Source organism: Corynebacterium sp. CNCTC7651, from assembly GCF_021496665.1.
Taxonomy (GTDB): domain Bacteria; phylum Actinomycetota; class Actinomycetes; order Mycobacteriales; family Mycobacteriaceae; genus Corynebacterium.
This window is the reverse complement of sequence record NZ_CP071246.1, coordinates 1,220,492-1,240,804: the sequence shown is the minus strand read 5'-3', so window position 1 is coordinate 1,240,804 and position 20,313 is coordinate 1,220,492. Positions and strand designations below refer to the sequence as shown.

The window sequence follows — 20,313 nt, the reverse complement described above, 5'->3', positions numbered from 1 at the left end:
CAGCATTGAAAGGATGTCACCACCGTGCAAACCCATGAGATCCGGGAGCGGTTCACCAACCACTTTGTCCAGGCCGGGCACACCGAGGTGCCCAGTGCCTCGCTGATCCTGGATGATCCGACGCTGCTGTTTGTCAACGCCGGCATGGTGCCCTTCAAGCCGTACTTCCTGGGCCAGCAGACCCCGCCGTTTGCAAACGGCACGGCCACCAGCATCCAGAAGTGCGTGCGCACGCTGGATATTGAAGAGGTGGGCATTACCACCCGCCACAACACGTTCTTCCAGATGGCGGGCAACTTCTCCTTCGGCCAGTATTTCAAGGAGGGCGCGATCAAGCACGCGTGGTCGCTTCTTACCGGTGCGGTGGAAGACGGCGGCTTTGGCCTTGACCCGGAGCGCCTGTGGGTGACGGTGTACCTCGAGGACGATGAGGCAGCCGCGATCTGGGAGAACGTGGTCGGCGTGCCGGCGGAGCGCATTCAGCGCATGGGTATGGAGGACAACTTCTGGTCCATGGGTGTGCCCGGCCCGTGCGGCCCGTGCTCCGAGATTTACTACGACCGCGGCCCGGAGTACGGCAAGGAAGGCGGCCCCATCGCGGATGATAACCGCTACATGGAGATCTGGAACCTGGTCTTCATGGAGTCCATCCGCGGCGCGGGCGACAAGAAGGGCGGATTCGAGATCCTCGGCGAGCTGCCGAACAAGAACATCGATACCGGCCTGGGCGTGGAGCGCGTCGCCTGCATCCTCCAGGGCGTGGACAACGTGTACGAAACCGACCTGCTGCGCCCGGTGATCGACGTCGCCGCGGAGCTGACCGGCACGAAGTACGACGCCGGCAACCCGGCCGACGATGTCCGCTTCCGCGTCATCGCAGACCACTCCCGCACCTCGATGATGATCATCTTGGACGGCGTGACCCCGTCCAACGAGGGCCGCGGCTACATCCTGCGCCGCCTGCTGCGCCGCATCATCCGCTCCGCCCGCCTGCTCGGTGCAACCGGCGAGGTGATGGAGCCGTTGATGAACACCATCATGGACACGATGACACCGTCCTTCCCGGAAATCGCAGAGAACCGCGAACGCATCCTCCGCGTCGCTCTGGCAGAGGAGCGCGCGTTCTCCAAGACCCTTGAGTCCGGCACCTACCGCTTCGACGAGGCTGCAGCCAGCGCGAAGTCCACCGGCGCCACGATCATCACCGGCGACCAGGCTTTCGAGCTGCACGATACGTACGGCTTCCCAATCGACCTCACCCTGGAGATGGCCCGCGAGGCCGGCCTGGAGGTGGACATGGCCGCTTTCGACGCCGCGATGCAGGAGCAGCGCGACCGCGCGAAGGCGGACAACAAGGCCAAGAAGATGGGCAACCGCGACGATTCGCTCTACCGCGAGTGGGTGGATGAGTACCCGACCGAGTTCGTGGGCTACGACCAGTTGACCCACGACGCAAACGTGATCGGCCTGGTCCGCGGCGGCGAGAAGGTCACCGAGGTTGCCGCAGGCGATGAAGTCGAGGTCATCCTCGATGTCACCCCGATGTACGCCGAAGCCGGCGGCCAGATGGCGGACCGCGGTCGTTTGGTGATGGGCGACACGGTGCTGGACGTCAACGACGTACAGAAGATCGGCAAGAAGCTCTGGATCCACAAGGCCACCGTGCAGAACGGCGGCCTGGATCTCGGCTCCACCGTCACCGCCGAGGTAGACGGGGCCTGGCGCCACGGCGCGCGCCAAGCCCACACCGCAACCCACCTGATCCACGCCGCGCTGCGCCAAGTGCTCGGCCCCACCGCGGTCCAGGCTGGTTCCTTGAACAAACCGGGTTACCTGCGCTTCGACTTCAACTACACCGACCAGCTGACGGACGCGCAGCTGGAGGAGATCGCCACCATCACCAACCAGGCGGTGGACGCGGACTTCGCGGTGAACACCCTCGAAACCTCCCTGGAGGAGGCGAAGGCGATGGGCGCGATGGCGCTCTTCGGCGAGAACTACGGCGACCGCGTGCGCGTGGTGGAAATCGGCGGCCCGTTCTCCATCGAGCTCTGCGGCGGCACCCACGTGGCCCACTCCTCCCAGATCGGTCCGGTGGCGGTGCTGGGCGAGTCCTCCGTCGGCTCCGGTGCGCGCCGCATCGAGGCCTACTCCGGCATGGAGTCCTTCCGCTACTTCTCCAAGGAGGCGGCACTCGCCTCCGGCTTGGCGACGGAGCTGAAGACCCCGTCCGACCAGCTTCCGGAGCGCATTGCCCAGCTGACCGAGCGCCTCCGCGCTGCCGAGAAGGAGATCGAGAACCTGCACCGCCAGCAGCTGCTCGGCCAAACCGCGGAGCTCGCCGCCAAGGCAGAGTCCGTCGGTAACTACTCCCTCGTAGCTGTGCACCTGCCGGACGGCGTGAACACGGGTGACCTGCGCACGATGGCGAACGACGTCCGCGGCAAGCTCACCGGCCGCGCAGCAGTCGTCGTGCTGGCCTCGGCCGACGGCGGCAAGGCCGCATACGCGGTCGCCGCAACCCCGGAAGCAGTGCAAGCTGGCGTTAAGTCCGGCGACTTGGTCAAGGCGTTTGGCCAGCACGTGGAGGGCAAGGGCGGCGGCAAGCCGGATCTTGCGCAGGGCTCGGGCGCAAACCCGGCTGGCATCGACGCTGGCCTGGCAGCGCTGCGCCGCGATCTGGCTGAAGCCGGGAACTAGGGCCTAGAACTAGGGCCGGAAACCAGGTAGGAGCGCGCATGCAGATTCAGCCAGACACCCCAGGTGAGGAAGACCCCGGCACCGGCCGACGCCTCGGCGTAGACGTGGGCACGGTTCGCATCGGGGTGGCTGTATCTGACCGCGATGCGCGCTTGGCCACCCCGCTCGAGACCGTCGACCGCGTCACCGGCTTCAAGGACCGCGACGGCGAAGACATCGACCGGCTGGTCGAGCTGGCCGAAACCTACGACATCGTCGAAGTTGTCGTAGGGCTGCCGCGCGACTTGCAGGGCAACGGGTCCAAGAGCGTGAAGCACGCGAAGGAAATTGCGTTTCGCATCAAGCGCCGCACCGGGCTGCCGGTCCGGATGGCAGACGAGCGGCTGACCACCGTGGTTGCAGCAAACGCGATGCGTTCGGCTGGCACAAATGAGAAACGTGGCCGAAAATTTATTGATCAGGCGGCGGCGGTAGAGATCCTCCAGTCTTGGCTGGACGCCCGCGCACACTACCTCAAGGAGAAAGAATCGTGACCACCCGACGTAGCGCTCAGCGCACCCGCAGCATTGCCGTGCTCGTGGCCTCGATCCTGGTGATCATTGGGCTCATCGCCTGGATCGCCGTCGCGCGCAACGGTGAGGCCGGCGACTTTGAGGGCGCCGGCAACGGCCAAGAGGAGATTGTGGAGATCGCTGAAGGCTCCACCCTCTCCCAGCTGGGCCCGGAGCTGGAGGAGCGCGGCATTGTGAAGACCAACAGCGCATTCCAGACCGCGGCGGCGAACAACCCGAAGGCGGACAGCATCCACCCCGGCTTCTACCGCTTGCAGGGTGAGATGAGCGCCGCGTCCGCGGTGGATGCATTGCTCGATCCCGCGAACAAGATCACCCCGCTTCAGGTCTACGGCGGCGCCACGCTCATGGACGTGAACGTGCTTGGCGGCCAGACCCGCCTGGGCATCCTCAGCATGATCCAGGACGTGACCTGCCACGGCAATAACACCGATTGCGTGGATATTGAGAAGCTGAACAAGGTGGCGGCGAACGCGGATGCCAGCGCGCTGGGTGTCCCGGCGTGGGCGCTGGACGTGGTTGAGGCGCGCAAGGGTGACGCGAAGCGCCTAGAGGGCCTGATCGCTCCGGGCGAGTACATCATTGACCCGGGTGCCTCCGCGGAGGAAATTCTCACCGACCTGATCACCCGCTCCGCGAAGCAGTACGAGGACACGGGGATTGTGGACCGCGCGAAGAACGTGGGCTTGAGCCCCTACGAGCTGCTGGTTGCTGCATCCCTGGTGGAGCGCGAAGCGCCGGCCGGCGAGTTTGACAAGGTCGCCCGCGTGATCCTGAACCGTCTGGCAGCACCGATGCGCCTGGAGTTCGACTCCACCGTGAACTACGGCCTGCCCAGCGTCGAGGTTGCCACCACGGATGCGGACCGCCAGCGCGTCACCCCGTGGAACACGTACGCCATGGACGGCTTGCCGCAGACCCCGATTTCGTCCCCGTCCATCGAAGCGATCGAGGCGATGGAGAACCCTGCGGACGGCAACTGGCTGTTCTTTGTCACCGTGGACAAGGACGGCACGACGGTGTTCAACGAGACGTTTGAACAGCACTTGAACGACACCCAGCGCGCCATCAACTCCGGCGTGCTCGACTCCCAACGCTAGGCAATCGCAGCCATGACCATCACGCACCGGGCCGCGGTCCTCGGCTCGCCTATCAAGCACTCCCTCTCACCCATCCTCCACACCGCCGGCTACGAAGCCGCTGGGCTGGCTGGATGGGAGTACACCCGCATCGAGTGCACGGCGGAGGACCTGCCGCGTATCGTTGGCGACGCGGGGGAGGAGTACCGCGGGTTCTCCGTCACCATGCCCGCCAAATTCGCCGCACTCCAATTCGCGAATGAGGTGACAGATCGCGCCCGCGCCATCGGCTCTGCGAACACGCTGGTCCGCACTGCGCAGGGTTGGCGCGCGGACAACACGGACTGTGAGGGCATCCTCGCCGCGCTCGATGAGCTGCTCCGCGGCGCGCCAATCAACCGCGCCGTGGTAGTCGGCGCGGGCGGCACCGCGCGTCCAGCGCTGTGGGCGCTGCGGGAGCTCGGTACCACGCACGTCACGGTGATTAACCGCAGCGACCGCTCCGCAGAGATCGCCCCGCTCACCGAGGGCATGGACGTGGCTTTTATCGACTTCGACGGGCCAATCGAGGAGGCCACCATGGCCGCCGACGTGGTGATTTCCACCGTCCCCCCGCAGGCCGTTGAGCCCCATGTCAACGACATCGCGCACGCGCCGCTGCTGGATGTCATCTACAACCCCTGGCCCACCAAGCTGGCCATCCGCGCCGCCTCCAACGGCCACCCCACGGTGGGCGGCCTGGTCATGCTCGCGGGCCAGTCCTACTCGCAGTTCGAGCAGTTCACCGGCACCGCCGCCCCGCGGGGGGCGATGCGGTCGGCGCTGCAGGCGTTCGTCGCCAAGCAATAAGCCCCATTTCGCCCTACACTGCCGGGGCATGGGGATGTGGGGGATCCTCGCGCTTGTCTGGAGCGCGGGGCTTATGCTTTTCGACGTTCGTTTTAACCGCCTCCCGGACTTTCTCACGCTGCCCGCGTTCATTCCGGCGTTGGCGATGTGCGTGGACCAGCCGTGGGCGCTGATGGGGCTTGTGTGGCCCACGGCGTATCTCGTGCACGGGACTGGGATCGGCGGGGGAGACATCAAGCTCGCGGTGCCGCTCGGCATCGCCGCGGCATGGTGCGCCGGGATGGCCGGCATGTTGCTGGCGGTGATGCTATCTAGCCTGCTCAGTGTGCTGGCGGGGGTGGCCATGCGGAGGCAGACCGTGCCGCACGGGCCGGCGATGCTGGTGGCAACGTGGACGGTGGTAGCCGTTGCGGGAGTTCCCGTCTAACACGCGCGCGGCGTGTGAGACAATGTCGCCATGCTGCGTTGGACCACGTCTGGGGAATCCCATGGGCAGGCGCTGATTGCGCTTGTGGAGAATATGCCGGCCGGGGTGCCGGTGACCAAAGAAGAGATCGCCCACCAGCTTGCACGCCGCCGCCTGGGCTACGGCCGCGGTGCGCGCATGAAGTTCGAGCAAGACGAGCTCACGTTGCTTTCCGGCCTGGTGCACGGGGAGACCATCGGCAGCCCGATCGCCATCATGATCGGCAACACGGAGTGGCCGAAGTGGACCACCATCATGTCCCCGGAACCGCTGGACCTGGAGGACGAAGAGGTAGCCAAGGCGATGGCATCCGGCCGTGGCGCCAGCCTCACCCGCCCGCGCCCCGGCCACGCGGATTTCGCGGGCATGGTGAAGTACGGCTTTGATTCGGCGCGGCCGGTGTTGGAGCGATCGTCGGCACGCGAAACTGCAGCCCGCGTCGCGGCGGCGACCGTAGCCCGCGCCTTCCTCCGGGAGGCGCTGGGTGTGGAGGTGTTCTCCCACGTGGTGAGCATCGGGGAGTCCACGCCGCATGAGGGCGATGCGCCGAGCTTCGCGGATATCGACGCGATTGATGCCTCGCCGGTGCGCGCCTACCACAAGGACGCTGAGGCGGACATGGTGTCCTGCATCGAGGCGGCGAAGAAGGACGGCGACACGCTCGGAGGCATTGTTGAGGTAATTGTGGATGGCCTGCCGATCGGTCTCGGCTCCCACATCTCGGGCGAGCACCGCCTGGACGCGCAGCTTGCGGCCGCGCTGATGGGCATTCAGTCCGTCAAGGGCGTGGAGATTGGCGACGGATTCGAGGAGGCCCGCCGCCGCGGCTCCCAGGCGCACGACGAGATGGTGCGCGAGGACGGCACTGTTCGCCGCCTGACTAACCGCGCGGGCGGATTGGAGGGCGGCATGACCAACGGCGAGCAGCTGCGTGTGCGCGCGGCCATGAAGCCGATTTCCACCGTGCCGCGCGCGCTGAAGACAGTGGATATGGCCACCGGCGAGGCCGCCAGCGGCATCCACCAGCGCTCTGACGTCTGCGCCGTGCCGGCCGGCGGCGTGGTTGCGGAGGCAATGGTGGCGCTGGTGCTGGCGCGCGCCGTGCTGGAGAAGTTCGGCGGCGATAGTCTTGCAGAGGTGAAGCGCAACATTGCGTCGTATCAGGCGTATGTGGAGGAGCGTCTTGCCTTCGGGGGTGAGGCCGATGAATGAGATGGTGAATTCTTCGCCCCGCGTGGTGCTGGTTGGCCCGCCGGGCGCGGGTAAGTCCACCATCGGCCGCCGCCTGGCCAGCGCGTTGAACTTGCCGTTCGTCGACTCGGATGCGCTCCTGGAGCAGGGTGAGGGCATCAAGTGCGGCGAGCTGTTTTCCCAGGTAGGGGAGCCGCGCTTCCGCGAGATTGAGGCGGGCTACGTGGCCCGCGCGTTAGCGACCGGCGGCGTGGTCAGCCTGGGCGGCGGCGCGGTGCTGACGGAGTCCACGCGCACCCTGCTGCAGCGCCACCCGGTGGTGTGGATCGACGTGACCGCGGAGGAGGGCATCCGCCGCACCGCCGGCGATACTTCCCGCCCGGTACTGAACGCGAAAGATCCCGCGCAGCACTACCGCGATCTGCTCACGGCGCGCGAGCCGTTCTACCGCGAGGTGGCGGACCACCGCGTGCGCACCGATTCGCGCCCGCCGCAGCGCGTGGTGGCAGAGGTACTGAGCTTCATCGATTCTGAATAGCCGAGGGAAAAGGGCACTGAACATGGCTGCTATTGAGGTGACGGGCCCGAACCCGTACACAATTCACATCGGCTTTGACACGACCGCAGATACTGCGGCACACCTCAAGGCCTCCGGGGCCCGCAAGGTTGCCATCGTCCACCAGCAGCCGCTGCGCGCCATCGCCCGCAACATCGGCTCCGACCTGGAGGCCGTGGGCATTGAGCCGCACCTTATGCCGGTGCCGGACGCGGAAGACGGCAAGACACTCGAGGTCGCCGGGCAGCTTTGGGACGCCCTCGGCGCAGCCGGCTTTTCCCGCCAAGACGCCGTGGTCGGCCTTGGCGGCGGCGCGGTGACGGACCTCGCCGGCTTTGTGGCCAGCGCCTGGATGCGCGGCATCAAGGTGGTGCACGTGCCCACGACTCTGTTGGCAATGGTGGACGCTGCCGTGGGCGGCAAGACCGGTATCAACACCGCGGCCGGCAAGAACCTTGTGGGCGCGTTCCACGAGCCGAACGCGGTGTTCATTGACCTGGAGCGCATCTACACCCTGCCGGAGGAGGAGATCGTTTCCGGCTCCGCCGAGCTGGTGAAGACCGGCTTCATCGCGGACCCGGCCATCCTGGACCTCTACCGCGCAGGCGCGGAGAAGCACTGGGAAGAGCTCGTCGAACGCTCCGTGGCGGTGAAGGCCCGCGTGGTCAGCGAGGACCTGAAGGAGGCCGGCCTGCGCGAGCTCCTCAACTACGGCCACACCCTGGGCCACGCCATCGAGCGCCGCGAGGACTACACCTGGCGCCACGGCAACGCGGTGGGCGTGGGCATGATGTTCGCCGCGCACCTTGCGCACCAGCGCCAGCTTATCGACGACTCCTTGCTCGCCCTCCACCAAGTGATCCTCGATTTGGTGGGCCTGCCGTCGCGCTACGAAGCCGGCGCGTTCGACGAGCTCTACGAGGCGATGACCCACGACAAGAAGAACCGCGACGGCCGCATCCGCTTTGTCGTGCTCGACGGGCTGGGCTCCTGCACCCGTCTAGAGGACGCGACCATGGAAGAGATGCGCGCCGCGTACGAGAAGATCTCGGAGTAAGCGCCATGACCATCCTTGTGCTCAACGGCCCCAACCTGAATCGCCTGGGCAAGCGCCAGCCCGAAATTTACGGGGGGACAACTTTAGCGGACGTCGAAAAGCAATTGCTCCAGCGCGCGGAAGAGCTGGGCGCGGACGTGGTGTGCAAGCAGTCGAACCACGAGGGCGAGCTGATCGAGTGGGTGCACGAGGCCGCGGACAACGGCTGGCCGGTGATTATCAACCCCGGCGGGTTCACGCACACGTCGGTTGCGCTGCGGGATGCGCTGGCTGAAGTGGCTGACGGCGCTGGGTTTATTGAGGTGCACATTTCCAACGTGCACGCGCGCGAGCCGTTCCGCCAACATTCCTACCTTTCGCCGATCGCGCGCGGGGTGATCGCCGGCCTCGGCGTGGACGGCTACCGGCTAGCCTTGGAGCACATTGTCCGCACGGCTAATTAGACCCCAGGAGGAAACCATGGGACTTGCAGATACTCGTTTTGAGGACCGCCGCCGCAAGCTTGCGTCCGAGCTCGCCGCCAAGCGTATCGACGACATGCTGGTCACCCGCGTCACCCACGTACGCTATTTCTCCGGCTTCACCGGCTCCAATGCCGCACTGCTGGTGTCCAAGGACCGCACGGCAAAGATCGCGACCGACGGCCGCTACACCACCCAGATCGCCAGCGAGGTGCCGGACATTCCGGCACACATCGGCCGCCACCTTGCCCAGGAGCTGATCGGCGAGGTCAAAGAGGGCCGCCGCGTCGGCTTCGAGGCGGATTACGTCTCCGTTTCCCAGCTGGAGAAGCTGCGCGAGGCCTGCCCAGAGGGCGTCACCCTCGTTCCCGTCACCGGGGTAATCGAGGACATCCGCATTACCAAGGACAACTTGGAGCTCACCCGCCTCGCCGAGGCGGCGGAGCTTGCTACCCAGGCGCTTTCTGAGCTTATCGACGACGGCGGCGTCCGCGCCGGCCGCACCGAGCGCGACATCGCCGCGGACCTGGAGTTCCGCATGCGCAAGCTGGGTGCGGAGCGCCCCAGCTTTGACACCATCGTCGCCTCCGGCCCGAACTCCGCAATGCCGCACCACGCCGCCGGCGACCGCGAGCTGGCGCAGGGCGACCTGGTGACTATTGACTTCGGCATGCACCGCCTCGGCTTCAACTCCGACATGACCCGCACGTTCGCCATGGGCGAGCCCGATGCGTTCCTGCGCGAAATCTACGAGGTCACCCTCGCGGCACAGCTCGCCGGGGTGAAGGCATCCACGGTGGGCACCTCGCTGGTGGACGTGGACGCGGCGTGCCGCAACGTGATCACCGAGGCCGGCTACGGCGAGTACTTCGTGCACTCCACCGGCCACGGCGTTGGCCTGGATGTGCACGAGGCCCCGAGCGCTTCCGTCCACGGCACGGGTGAACTGCGCGAGAACATGACGCTGACCATCGAGCCCGGCATTTACGTCCCCGGCAAGGGCGGCGTGCGCATCGAGGACACGTTGTTCATCACTGCCGGCGCGCCACGCATTATCACCCAGTACCCCAAGGAATTGATCGTGCTGTAGCATTGCGGTGTTTGATCGCTGTCCAGTAGGGGAAGGATAATTCCGTGGCAACCACCGCAGACTTCAAGAATGGCCTGGTGCTTAAGGTCGACGGCAAGCTCCAGCAGATCGTCGAGTTCCAGCACGTCAAGCCGGGCAAGGGCCCCGCATTCGTCCGCACCAAGCTGAAGGATGTCGTCTCCGGCAAGACCGTGGACAAGACCTGGAACGCAGGCGTGAAGGTGGAGACCGCGACGGTGGACCGCCGCGACATGACCTACCTGTACAACGACGGCTCCAACTTTGTTGTGATGGACGACAAGACCTTCGAACAGTACGAGCTCTCCCCGGAAGCGTTCGGCGATGCTGGCCGCTTCCTGCTGGAGAACATGCGCGTCCAGGTTTCTTTCCACGAGGGTGAAGCGCTATTCGGCGAGCTGCCGATCTCCGTTGACCTGCGCATCGAGCACACCGAGCCTGGCCTGCAGGGCGACCGCTCCACCGGCGGCACCAAGCCGGCCACCTTGGAGACTGGCGCCGAGATCCAGGTGCCGCTGTTCCTGGAGACCGGCAACGTGGTCAAGGTGGACACCCGCACGGGCGAGTACCTCTCCCGCGTGAACAACTAAGCCGCGGACATGCCTGACTACAAGCGTCACGGCGCCCGCTACCGTGCGCGCCGCCGTGCAGTAGACATTCTCTTCGAGGCTGAGACCCGCGACATCGACCCGGTTTCGATCCTCGAGGACCGCGAGCAGCTCTCCGCCGACCCGCAGAACGCCGTGGCTCCCATCGCCGCCTACACGCGCGACATCGTGTGCGGCGCCGCGGAGAAGCTTGACGATTTGGATGACGCGCTGGAGCCGTTCCTGAACCAGGATTGGGAACTGCACCGCCTTCCGGCCGTCGATCGCCAGATCCTGCGCGTGGCCACCTGGGAGATCCTGTTCAACGAGGAGGTCCCGCCCGCCATCGCCATCGCGAACGCGCTCGAGATGGCTACGGAGTACTCCGGCAACCAGGCTCCGCCGTACATCCACGCTGTGCTGGACGGCATCACCCAAGCCCAGTCCCCGGACGCACCCGGTGCTGAGCCTGTAGCTGAGCAGGAGCTCCCGCTTGACGACGGCGCCTTGAGCGACCTCCCGGTCGAAGAGGAAGCGTCGACAAGCGAAAGCCCCGAGCCCGCCGTTCGCGAGCCAGCCGCTGCCGAGCCCGAGCCCGAAAAGCCGGAGGAAGAGCGTGCCTAAGGTTTCTGTTTCCGAGGCTCAAGCGCTGCGCGTCGAGCCGAACTTCCAGCTCGACGACGTAGATCCGAAGTCCACGCCGGGGCTGGTCGGCAGCGACGACGTGGACAAGGCGTTCCACGTCTACGACGATGACCTCGATGAGCTGCAGGAAATGCTCTACGCTAACGGCCGCGCGGATAACGGGCAGGCTGGTTCCATCCTGCTCGTGCTGCAGGGTATGGACACGTCCGGCAAGGGCGGCATTATCCGCCACGTGATCGGCGAGACCATGGATCTGCAAGGCGTGCATGTCAAGGCTTTCGGTCGCCCGACCGAGGAGGAAGCTGCGCACGACTTCCTGTGGCGCTTTGAGCCGCACCTGCCCAAGCCGGGTCAGATTTCGGTGTTTGACCGCTCGCACTACGAGGATGTGCTGGTCCAGCGCGTGAAGCAGATGGCCCCGCCGGAAGAGATCGAGCGCCGCTACGGTGCGATCGTCGACTTCGAGACGGAGCTTGCCGCGCGCGGCACCAAGATCATCAAGGTCATGCCTCACATCTCGCGCGAGTACCAGGCCGAGAACCTGCGCAAACGCATCACCAACCCGAAGAAGCACTGGAAGTACAACCCGGGCGACATCGACGACCGCAAGCTGTGGTCACAGTACATGGCGGCCTACCAGATCGCCATGACGCGCACCTCCACCGACGTCGCCCCGTGGTACTGCATCCCGTCTGACAACAAGAAGTACTGCCGCACTGTTGTGAAGACTTTGCTTTACGACGCTCTAAAGTCCCTCGGCAACGAGTGGCCCGCGCCCAACTTCGACCCAGACGTGGAGCTTGCACGGCTAGCGCAGTCCTAGCCTGCCCGGTTTACGTGATTTCTGGCAGCGACCGGTTCGGTGCGACAAAGCGAGCGCCGTTATAGAAACGGAACTCTAGGTCTGGCCCTAGGGGTGTAATGGAGGCACTGCCGTGGCTGACCTTAGAGTGGCAACTGGAGCACAGCGGGATCAGATTCTCGATGTCGGTAACGCCGCCGTTAGCCCAATCGTGTATGTGGTGGATTTCCATGAAGCGCGAGTGGGTGCAGCCGGGCATCGCGCACTGGTTGCCCCAGAGCTCTAGGAGTGCTTTCACTTGTCCATCTGAGGCCATGCGGCGTTTGCGCCCGTAGTGCAAGGTCACGCCGTTGCCGTTCAGCAGGTGTCCGCGGGTGAGCGCGTTGTGCACGTACCCGATGAGTGCCGAGCTGGGGACCTGCGGATTCTGCGGCATCCAGGCGCGGCCGTCCTCGGTGACGATGATCGTGACATCTGCCCCCGGCGCCCGGGTTGCGGTGATCGGCTGCGAGCGCACCATGTTGATCATCGCGAGAAACGCCGCGTACAGGTTCTGCTTCTGGGGCGGACCAAAGCGCGACGGAATCCGCATGAGCTTCTCCGCCGTGATGGTGGTGTCCTTGTGCGGCGGCTGGACCATCACCCCGGGGTTTGCTTCCTCTGGGTCCTCGAACGAGAAGTCCTCATCGTCCCAAGTTGCTGGTACCTCCTCCGCAAAGGTCTCGGCCATAGCCTCAGTCGCGTCCTCAGCGAATTCGTAGTCATCCTCACACGGGGCCGGATCGTCAGACGGATCTCCGCTCGCATGACCGGTGGACGTTAGTTCGTCGATTAGCTCCTGCAGCTGGGCGGCATCCGGGGCAGCGTGACCATTGAGCGCGAGCTCTGCGATCTTCAGCGCCGAGCGCAATAGAGCACCTGGAACGGGCGGCAGCAGAAACCTGCCTTGAGTCAGTCCATCGGGACGTTCGAACAAGTCGAAGTACGGTTCGTCTGCCGGCAGCTGGCTCCCATCGTTTGGCTCGACGCCTGATAGGGCGCGCTTGAGCTCGGAGAAGCACAGTCGCTTTGCCAAGGACAGCAACTCTGCCTCAGAGTCTTCAGTTACATACTTCAGCAGGAAGCGAACCGTCGAATAGTCTAGTTCCGCCTTTTGAAATGCTTCCTTGATCAGTGGGAAAGCGCGTAGTTTAGTCCCCACGTGGACGTACTCGTAGGCAGTCGAGGACGGGTAATGCATCTCGCGCGTGAGCCAACTGCCCGTGCTGGTGGCGCCGAATAACCCGGCGAGCTCCAGCTGATCAAACTCCGCGATGCGGTCCAGAAGGTGAGCTTTCGCTATGTTTGATCGCTCATGATTCGCTCGAATATCGCGAATAATCTTATCCGCGTTCTTCCTCAGCGCAGGAGAAACCGGCGTTCCTGTCGGTCCGTTGAAAGTAGTGGTCATAGCGTGTTTCCTTCCCGTTTTTGAGTAGTTGTTGGAATGCTATAACACGGGCCCAACCCCGTTGGTAGAAGTTCGAACGGATGTGCTAGATGTGTCCGCCCGGCGGAAGACCGTGAGGTGGAGGTTGAGGGTTGTCCGCCCGGCGGAAGACCGTGAGGTGGAGGTTGAGGGTTGTCCGCCCGGCGGAAAACGGTGAGGTGGAGGTTGAGTGCTGTCCGCCCGGCGGGGTTGTCCGCCCGGCGGAAGACCGTGAGGTGGAGGTTGAGGGTTGTCCGCCTGGCGGAAGTCCGCCCGGCGGAAACACCCGCCTCCGACCTACACGGCCGTGTAGCCGCCGTCGACGAGGTGGTGGGACCCGGTGATGAAGGAGGCATCGTCGGAAAGCAAAAATGCGACGAGCGCTGCGACGTCCTCCGGTTTGCCAAGGCGGCCAATGGGGTGCAGGTCCGCGAGGTATTGCTGCTGCTCGGGGGTGTAGCGGTCGAACATGTGGGTGCGGATGTAGCCCGGTCCGACGGAGTTCACGCGGATGCCGTGCTCGGCGTAGTCGGCGCCCAGGGCCTTAGTCAGGCCGATCACGCCGTGTTTCGCGGCCGTGTACGCGTCCAAGCCGCCCTTGCGCGCGACGGTGCCGTGGATGGAGCTCATGTTCACGATCGCGCACGACCGGCCGTCGTCCTGCGCAAGGAACTGTTTGAGCTGGTAGTGGCACCCGTAGGCAACGCCGTGCAGGTTTAGCCCCACGAGCTTGTCCCAGAAGTCCAGCTCCTTCTCCGCCAGCGGCACTTTGTTGTCGCCCATGCCCGCGTTGTTGAACGCAAGGTGCAGCGCGCCGAAGGTCTCCACGGCGAAGCGCACGGCTGCTTCGTTGCCCTCGCGTGTCGACGCATCCAGTTCGAACGCCGCGGCGCGCTGCTCGGTGCCGTCGTTAAGCGCGACCGCAACTGCCTCAGCTGCCGCGAGGTCAAGGTCCGCGATGACCACGCGCGCACCCTCCTCGGCGAGCCGCGTCGCCGTCGCTTTGCCGATACCGCCAGCACCGCCAGTCACAAGCGCAACTTTGTTGTCGAAACGTCCCATAAGAATTCCTCCTTCGTGTCTTCACCCCAAGCGTAAGCCCGTTTCGGCCTAGAATCCGCGGGTATGACTTCCCACTCTTCTCACGCCGTCCTCGGCGGATTTATCGCATCCCTCCTCTCGCTTGCCGGCTGCAACGTCACCGACGCCATTCCGAAGCTGGGGCAGGCGCTTGACGACGCTAATGGTAAGGCCGAGATCGTCGTCAGTGATCTGCTCCCGAACTCAAAAAAGGCCGCAGTAGTGTGCCCGTACAGCGGTTTCGCTGCGGAAGAGGTGTTCGGGCGGAAGGTGTTCAAGGACTTCGAGGACACTGCCGAGGGTTCGAACTGGCTCGTGTGGCAGAGCGAAAACGGCGCGCTTGTGAAGGAGCAGCTGGGGCGCGAGAAAGTGGACATGTGCAGCGGCGACAACGGGGTGAGCGGATTGCTTGAGCTCGCGCCGGGGGACACCCTGGTGTTCAACCAAGAGGGTGAGGCGTGGGTCCTCACTGAGATCCGGTAGCCAGGTGCGCCGGCTGGACTAGCCAGCCTGCCAGCCACTGAATCGGTTCAGAGCGGCGCGGATGCGGTTCGCCCCGTGGCGGTGGGGCACACTCGATTGGTGTTGAAAATCACCAAGGCTGTTCGCGCTGCTTCCCTGGCAGCCGCTGTACTTTTCACCGCGGCGTGCTCCGCGACGGGCGGTGCTCCGCCGAGGGACAGTGCGTCGGGTACGGCTGGCGGGGTGGACACCCCGCGTTACGTGGTCGCGATGGTCACGCACGGCGCGCCCGGCGACACGTACTGGGATCTCGTGCGCAAGGGCGCGGAGGACGCGGCGAAAAAGGACAACATCGAGCTGCGCTACTCTTCGGACCCGCAGGCGCCGAACCAGGCGAACCTGGTGCGTTCGGCGATTGATGCCGGGGTGGACGGCATTGCGGTGACCCTGCCCAACGCCGAGGCGATCGGGCCGGCGGCGCGTGATGCGGTGGATCGCGGCATCCCCACGGTTGGCCTGAACGCCGGCATGAGTGAATACACCAACTATGGGCTGAGCGGCTTCTTCGGCCAGGACGAAACAGTTGCCGGAACGGCGGCAGGTGAGCGGCTGAAGGAAGAAGGCAAGAGCAAAACCCTGTGCGTGATTCATGAGCAGGGCAATTCTTCCCAGGAAGCGCGCTGCGCCGGTGTGAGCAACGGGCTCGGCGGCACGGTCGAGTTGCTGTACGTCAACGGCCAGGACCTGACCTCGGTGCAATCGACGATTACCTCGAAGCTGCGGCAGGACCCGAGTTTCGACACGGTGTTCGCGCTCCAGGCGCCGGTGGCGATTCGAGCCACCGAGTCGGTGAAAGAGGCGGGTGCGACAGCGGACGTTGTCACCTTTGACACGAACGCCGAGCTTGTCGACGCTATCCGGGACGGCCGCGTCGCCTGGGCCGTGGACCAGCAGCCGTACCTGCAGGGATACCTGGCGGTAGACGCGCTGTGGATTGCCAAGCGCAACGGCGGAACGCTTGGCGGCGGGCAGCCGGTGTACACGGGGCCGAGCTTCGTTGACCAAACGAACGTGGAGCAGATTGCAGAAGCTGCCAAGGCAGGCATGCGATGAGTACCGCGGTGTCAACTGCAGATGATCGCCTGCGCACGCGCAAGGGGTTTGCCAAGCTGATCCGTCGGCCGGAGCTTGCCAGCTTGCTCGGCTTCCTGGTCATCTTTGCCCTGTTCATGGCGGTTGCCCCGGCGTTTCGATCCTTCGAGGCAATGGCCACCATCCTCTACGCCAGCTCCACGCTGGGCATCGTGGCACTGGCCGTGGGCCTGCTAATGGTGGGCGGGGAGTTCGACCTGTCCGCCGGCGTGGCGGTAACTACCGCGGCGCTTGCCGCGACAATGCTCAACTACAACCTGCACCTGAACTCCTGGGTGGGGGCGTTCCTCGCACTGGGCATCTCGCTGGCGATCGGGGCGCTCAACGGCGTGCTGGTCTCCCGCACGGGGATCGATAGCTTTTTGATCACCCTGGCAGCGTTCCTCATGCTGCAGGGCCTCAATCTGGCCGTAACCAAGCTGGTGACGGGGCAAGTGGCAACGCCGACGATCGCGGACATGGAGGGCTTCCCATCCGCCCGGGCGTTTTTCGCCGGCACCTTCACCATCGGCGGGGTGCGCGTGAGCGTGATGGTGCTGTGGTGGCTGCTGTTTGTCGCCATCGCGTCCTTTGTGCTGTTCCGGACCAAGTTCGGTAACTGGATTACGGCGGTCGGCGGCGATGAGGATGCGGCCCGCGCGGTGGGTGTGCCGGTGGGCAAGGTGAAGATTGCGCTGTTCATGACGGTCGGGTTCGCCGCCTGGTTCGTCGGCATGCACACGCTCTTTGCGTTCGACTCCATCCAAGCCGGCCAGGGTGTGGGCAACGAGTTCCTGTACATCATCGCCGCGGTGATCGGCGGTTGTGCGATGACAGGCGGGCGCGGCACGGCGGTGGGCACGGCGATTGGTGCGCTGATCTTCGGCATGACCAATCAGGGCATTGTCTACGCGGGGTGGAACCCGGACTGGTTCAAGTTCTTCCTCGGCGCGATGCTTTTGTTCGCGGTGTTCACCAACACCTCCTTCGCCAACATGACCAAGGGGAGGTAGCGCGATGGCCATCATCGAATTGCGCGACGTTACCAAGTCCTACGGCAGCTTCGACGCGCTGCGCGGCGTCAACCTCGACATCCGCGAAGGCGAAGTGACGTGCGTGCTGGGCGATAACGGCGCCGGCAAATCGACGCTGATCAAGATCCTCGCGGGTCTGCACACGCCCACCACGGGGCAGATGCTTATCGACGGTTCCCCGACCACCTTCACCTCCCCCCGCGACGCGATCGAGGCGGGCATTGCCACCGTGTATCAGACGCTGGCGATTGTGGATGAGCTGAGCGTGTGGCGGAACTTCTTCCTGGGCCAAGAGCTCACCGGTGCCTTCGGCACGCTGAAGCGGGAGGAAATGAAACGCATCTGCTCCGAGCAGCTGCTGCAGATGGGCATCGACATCCCGGACGTGGACGTGGAAGCGGGCAAACTTTCCGGCGGTCAGCGCCAGGTGATTGCGATTGCGCGCGCGGTCTACTTCGGTGCGCGGGTGGTCATTCTGGATGAGCCGACGGCGGCGCTCGGCGTGAAGCAGTCCGGGGTTGTGCTGCGGTTCATTGCGTCCGCACGCGATCGCGGGGTGGCAGTCGTCTTTGTCACCCACAACCCGCACCACGCGTACCTGGTGGGTGACCACTTCACCATTTTGAAGCTGGGGCGCCAGGAGCTCGACGCGGCGCGGGCGGAGGTCACGCTCGAGGAGCTGACGCGCGAGATGGCCGGCGGCGGGGAGCTGGAGGAGCTCAGCGCCGAGCTGCGCCGGGCGGAATAGCTACTGGGCGGGGTTGCTACTGCTCCTCCCGCAGCCTCTCCATGTCCTCGGTGAGGCCGACCATTGCGTCTTGGCAGGCGACAATGCCGTCGAACGCTGCGCGCAGGGCGGCTGTAAGCTGCGCGTCGGAAAGACCGGCGGCGACGCTTGTTTCCGCCTCAGTGCGTACGACCAGGGTCTCTCCGCGGTTGACCACGATCGCCCGGGCATCCAGGAACGTGGAGTTGACCTGGTTGGCGGCGAGGTAGATCGCGGCATCGGGGGAGTTGCTGGGAATGTCCGTGCCAGCGTCCGCACGGACAATCAGCACGGTGTCCAGCAGGACGGCTAGCACGGCAAGGCCGTTGATGTTGGCTTGGGCAGATCGCCCTGTGCCTCCGTCGTCAAGCGTGATGCCCAGCTCCCAGGCGGCGGCGATGACGCGGTCGATGGTGACAAGGGTGGGGTTAGTGGTCATCGTGCGGGTCCTCCCAGGTGACAAGGGTGGGGAAGCTGGTCTCGAGGAAGTCGAAGGCCTGCAAGGTGGCATCGATCGAGTTGACGATGAATGCGCCGAGCTGGTTGAAGGACGCGCCTTCGGCGATGTTCAGGGTGCGAATCCCGGAGGCGGCGAGGGTGCCGTCCTCCGACTCGAACATGCGCAGCGTGGGCGCGAAGTGGGTCTGGTTGTGCTCATTGACCGCGAAGAGGAGGTGGGATGCCATGTCAGCGGGCACAGTGCCGCGCCAAATCGCCTCGAAGACAAGGATGGGGCCGTCGATGGCGACGACGAGCGCCGTGTTGACGAAGCCGGAGCGCACCAGCTGTTCCTCAACGCGGTGCTCCAGGTCCTCTTCCTTGAAGATGGCGGCGACCGCTTCGGCGGTCACCGGCTCGATTCGGTGGTCAGTCACAGCAATTCCTCCTTGCCTAGTTCGTGGGCCAGCGCGGCCTTGAGGGTGGGGTAGCGGAAGCGCCAGCCGGCGGCCTGGGCGCGGGCTGGAACCACACGCTGGTCGGCGAGCGCGAGTTCTTCGCCGCCTTCCTTGCCCAGAATCAGTTTGGGGCCGAACTTCGGTATCGGGAGAACATCCGGACGGCGGAGCATATCGGCCAGCGTGGCGGACATCTCCTTGTTTGTCACCGGGTTCGGCGCGGTGGCGTTGATCGGACCGCGAACGGATGGGTCCACCAGCGCGCGGGTGTAAATATCCGTCAGGTCATCGAGGGCCACCCAGGACATCCAAAAGTCGCCGTCGCCAAAGCGGGCGCCCAAGCCCGCCGAGACGGATGCCTTGAGCACCGGCAGCAGCCCACCGGCGCCGGAGAGCGCGAGGCCGGTGCGGATGTTGACCACGCGCAGGCCCTCTACCTGGGACGCGGCCTCCCAGTCACGGCACACTTCAGCGAGGAAGCCCTCGCCTGGGCCGTCCTCCTCGACGTACTCGCGGTCGCCCGCATTCGTGCCGTAATAGCCGACGGCGGAGGCTGAAACGAACGTCGATACGCCGCAGCCAGCCGCAACCTCGGCGAGCTTGCGAGTGGGGCCGACGCGGGAGTCGCGGATCTTGCGCTTCTTCGCTTCAGTCCAGCGGCCCATGATGGATTCGCCTGCGATGTGCGCCACGGCGTCCACGCCCTCGAGCAGATCATCCGCGGGGTTGTCCGGGTCCCAGTGGCGCTCGCCCGGGCCGGCCTCGCCGCGGGTCAGGCCGATCACCGTGTGGCCCGCTGTGGTGAGCTGGGCTTTCAAATGCGTGCCGACGAGGCCAGATGCGCCCGTCAGCGCGATGACCAGCGGCTTGGTCTCGGGGAGGGACTGCAGGAACGTGATGTCCTCCACCAGCTGGTGCTGGCGGTACGCCCACGCGGAACGCAGAGCGAACTCCGGCACATTCGCCTCCACGGTGTCGGTGACACGGGTGGCAGGGTCGCCGTCCGCGGTGGCCGCGTCCTCGAAGTGGTGGGTGTGGCGCCACTGAGTGGCCGCCTTGATGGGCTGGTTCACTGCCTCATCAACAAACTGCTCGCCCGCGACGTAGCCGTCCACCTGGTGCTGGGCAACCCAGGTGAGTCCGCCGGGCAGCGAAAACACAGTGGTGCCGCCGCGCAGAGACTGCGCTTGCTCCACAGGCTGCATGGGTAAAAACGGGGGAGTGAGGCGGACGACGGCGCCGGGGCGGGAGTGCCATTCCCAGACGGTGCCGCGGTCCGCGGGGACTATGTGCGAGGTGTGTAGACCCATAGCCCGCCAGGCTACAGACTTCGGAGGAAACGCCGGCTGAGTGCTACGCTGGCAGGAGTCTAACCACCTTTAAATTCCGCACAGAGAGGCGGG

At 65.3% G+C, this 20,313-nt stretch carries 22 protein-coding genes; 17 read left to right on the top strand and 5 right to left on the bottom strand.

What is annotated here, in order from left to right; translation table 11 throughout:
* The first annotated feature begins 24 nt into the window (after positions 1 to 24).
* The 13 genes from alaS to JZY91_RS05930 are packed head-to-tail and all read left to right on the top strand — an operon-like array spanning position 25 to position 12,094.
* On the top strand, positions 25 to 2,700 hold the full coding sequence (gene alaS, locus JZY91_RS05990; protein ID WP_234946989.1) for an alanine--tRNA ligase: 2,676 nt from the start codon (positions 25 to 27) through the stop codon (positions 2,698 to 2,700).
* A 38-nt stretch (positions 2,701 to 2,738) separates the two neighbouring features.
* Positions 2,739 to 3,233: a Holliday junction resolvase RuvX gene (gene ruvX, locus JZY91_RS05985; protein ID WP_234946988.1), complete on the top strand. Its 495-nt coding sequence runs from the start codon at positions 2,739 to 2,741 to the stop codon at positions 3,231 to 3,233.
* Positions 3,227 to 4,372, top strand: a complete 1,146-nt coding sequence (mltG, locus tag JZY91_RS05980) for an endolytic transglycosylase MltG (protein ID WP_234949070.1) — start codon at positions 3,227 to 3,229, stop codon at positions 4,370 to 4,372. Before ruvX ends, mltG begins: the two co-directional genes overlap by 7 nt.
* A gap of 12 nt (positions 4,373 to 4,384) precedes the next feature.
* Positions 4,385 to 5,200, top strand: coding sequence for a shikimate dehydrogenase (locus JZY91_RS05975; RefSeq protein WP_234946987.1), 816 nt, complete (start codon positions 4,385 to 4,387; stop codon positions 5,198 to 5,200).
* Between the two features lie 28 nt (positions 5,201 to 5,228).
* Entirely contained in the window at positions 5,229 to 5,627 is a 399-nt protein-coding gene (locus tag JZY91_RS05970) for a prepilin peptidase (protein WP_234946986.1), read from the top strand.
* Positions 5,628 to 5,657: 30 nt separating this feature from the next.
* A complete protein-coding gene (gene aroC, locus JZY91_RS05965) occupies positions 5,658 to 6,878 on the top strand; it encodes a chorismate synthase (RefSeq protein WP_234946985.1) in 1,221 nt (406 codons plus the stop codon).
* Positions 6,871 to 7,395 (top strand): shikimate kinase, encoded by a 525-nt coding sequence (locus JZY91_RS05960; RefSeq protein WP_234946984.1) that lies wholly within the window; start codon positions 6,871 to 6,873, stop codon positions 7,393 to 7,395. Before aroC ends, JZY91_RS05960 begins: the two co-directional genes overlap by 8 nt.
* A 22-nt stretch (positions 7,396 to 7,417) precedes the next feature.
* Positions 7,418 to 8,470: a 3-dehydroquinate synthase gene (gene aroB, locus JZY91_RS05955; protein WP_234946983.1), complete on the top strand. Its 1,053-nt coding sequence runs from the start codon at positions 7,418 to 7,420 to the stop codon at positions 8,468 to 8,470.
* A gap of 5 nt (positions 8,471 to 8,475) precedes the next feature.
* Complete coding sequence (gene aroQ / locus JZY91_RS05950) at positions 8,476 to 8,913, top strand: type II 3-dehydroquinate dehydratase (protein WP_234946982.1); 438 nt, start codon at positions 8,476 to 8,478, stop codon at positions 8,911 to 8,913.
* Between the two features lie 16 nt (positions 8,914 to 8,929).
* Positions 8,930 to 10,021: an aminopeptidase P family protein gene (locus JZY91_RS05945; RefSeq protein ID WP_234946981.1), complete on the top strand. Its 1,092-nt coding sequence runs from the start codon at positions 8,930 to 8,932 to the stop codon at positions 10,019 to 10,021.
* A 44-nt stretch (positions 10,022 to 10,065) separates the two neighbouring features.
* Entirely contained in the window at positions 10,066 to 10,629 is a 564-nt protein-coding gene (gene efp, locus JZY91_RS05940; RefSeq protein WP_234946980.1) for an elongation factor P, read from the top strand.
* A 9-nt stretch (positions 10,630 to 10,638) separates the two neighbouring features.
* Positions 10,639 to 11,250: a transcription antitermination factor NusB gene (nusB, locus tag JZY91_RS05935; protein WP_234946979.1), complete on the top strand. Its 612-nt coding sequence runs from the start codon at positions 10,639 to 10,641 to the stop codon at positions 11,248 to 11,250.
* Entirely contained in the window at positions 11,243 to 12,094 is an 852-nt protein-coding gene (locus JZY91_RS05930) for a PPK2 family polyphosphate kinase (protein ID WP_234946978.1), read from the top strand. The genes nusB and JZY91_RS05930 overlap by 8 nt, the downstream gene beginning before the upstream one ends.
* Before the next feature lie 10 nt (positions 12,095 to 12,104).
* Here JZY91_RS05930 and JZY91_RS05925 read toward each other — a convergent pair whose 3' ends face one another.
* A complete protein-coding gene (locus JZY91_RS05925; protein WP_234946977.1) occupies positions 12,105 to 13,523 on the bottom strand; it encodes an HNH endonuclease signature motif containing protein in 1,419 nt (472 codons plus the stop codon).
* A gap of 315 nt (positions 13,524 to 13,838) precedes the next feature.
* On the bottom strand, positions 13,839 to 14,603 hold the full coding sequence (locus JZY91_RS05920; protein WP_234949002.1) for an SDR family NAD(P)-dependent oxidoreductase: 765 nt from the start codon (positions 14,601 to 14,603) through the stop codon (positions 13,839 to 13,841).
* Positions 14,604 to 14,666: 63 nt separating this feature from the next.
* Here JZY91_RS05920 and JZY91_RS05915 point away from each other — a divergent pair, with 63 nt between their 5' ends.
* From JZY91_RS05915 to JZY91_RS05900, 4 genes are all read left to right on the top strand, one after another.
* Complete coding sequence (locus tag JZY91_RS05915) at positions 14,667 to 15,104, top strand: hypothetical protein (RefSeq protein WP_234949001.1); 438 nt, start codon at positions 14,667 to 14,669, stop codon at positions 15,102 to 15,104.
* A gap of 96 nt (positions 15,105 to 15,200) precedes the next feature.
* Positions 15,201 to 16,196 carry a substrate-binding domain-containing protein gene (locus JZY91_RS05910; RefSeq protein WP_370639281.1) on the top strand — a complete coding sequence of 332 codons (996 nt, stop codon included), beginning with the start codon at positions 15,201 to 15,203 and terminating at the stop codon, positions 16,194 to 16,196.
* A complete protein-coding gene (locus JZY91_RS05905; protein WP_234948999.1) occupies positions 16,193 to 17,227 on the top strand; it encodes an ABC transporter permease in 1,035 nt (344 codons plus the stop codon). The genes JZY91_RS05910 and JZY91_RS05905 overlap by 4 nt, the downstream gene beginning before the upstream one ends.
* 4 nt (positions 17,228 to 17,231) lie before the next feature.
* Positions 17,232 to 17,996: an ATP-binding cassette domain-containing protein gene (locus JZY91_RS05900; RefSeq protein WP_234948998.1), complete on the top strand. Its 765-nt coding sequence runs from the start codon at positions 17,232 to 17,234 to the stop codon at positions 17,994 to 17,996.
* A gap of 16 nt (positions 17,997 to 18,012) precedes the next feature.
* Here the strand turns inward: JZY91_RS05900 and JZY91_RS05895 are convergent, their stop codons facing one another.
* Genes JZY91_RS05895 through JZY91_RS05885 form a run of 3 tightly spaced genes read right to left on the bottom strand, consistent with a single transcriptional unit; the run spans position 18,013 to position 20,220 of the window.
* Positions 18,013 to 18,453, bottom strand: a complete 441-nt coding sequence (locus JZY91_RS05895; RefSeq protein WP_234948997.1) for a YbjN domain-containing protein — start codon at positions 18,451 to 18,453, stop codon at positions 18,013 to 18,015.
* Positions 18,443 to 18,889 carry a YbjN domain-containing protein gene (locus tag JZY91_RS05890; RefSeq protein ID WP_234948996.1) on the bottom strand — a complete coding sequence of 149 codons (447 nt, stop codon included), beginning with the start codon at positions 18,887 to 18,889 and terminating at the stop codon, positions 18,443 to 18,445. Before JZY91_RS05890 ends, JZY91_RS05895 begins: the two co-directional genes overlap by 11 nt.
* Positions 18,886 to 20,220, bottom strand: coding sequence for a TIGR01777 family oxidoreductase (locus tag JZY91_RS05885; RefSeq protein WP_234948995.1), 1,335 nt, complete (start codon positions 20,218 to 20,220; stop codon positions 18,886 to 18,888). Before JZY91_RS05885 ends, JZY91_RS05890 begins: the two co-directional genes overlap by 4 nt.
* Between the last annotated feature and the right edge of the window lie 93 nt (positions 20,221 to 20,313).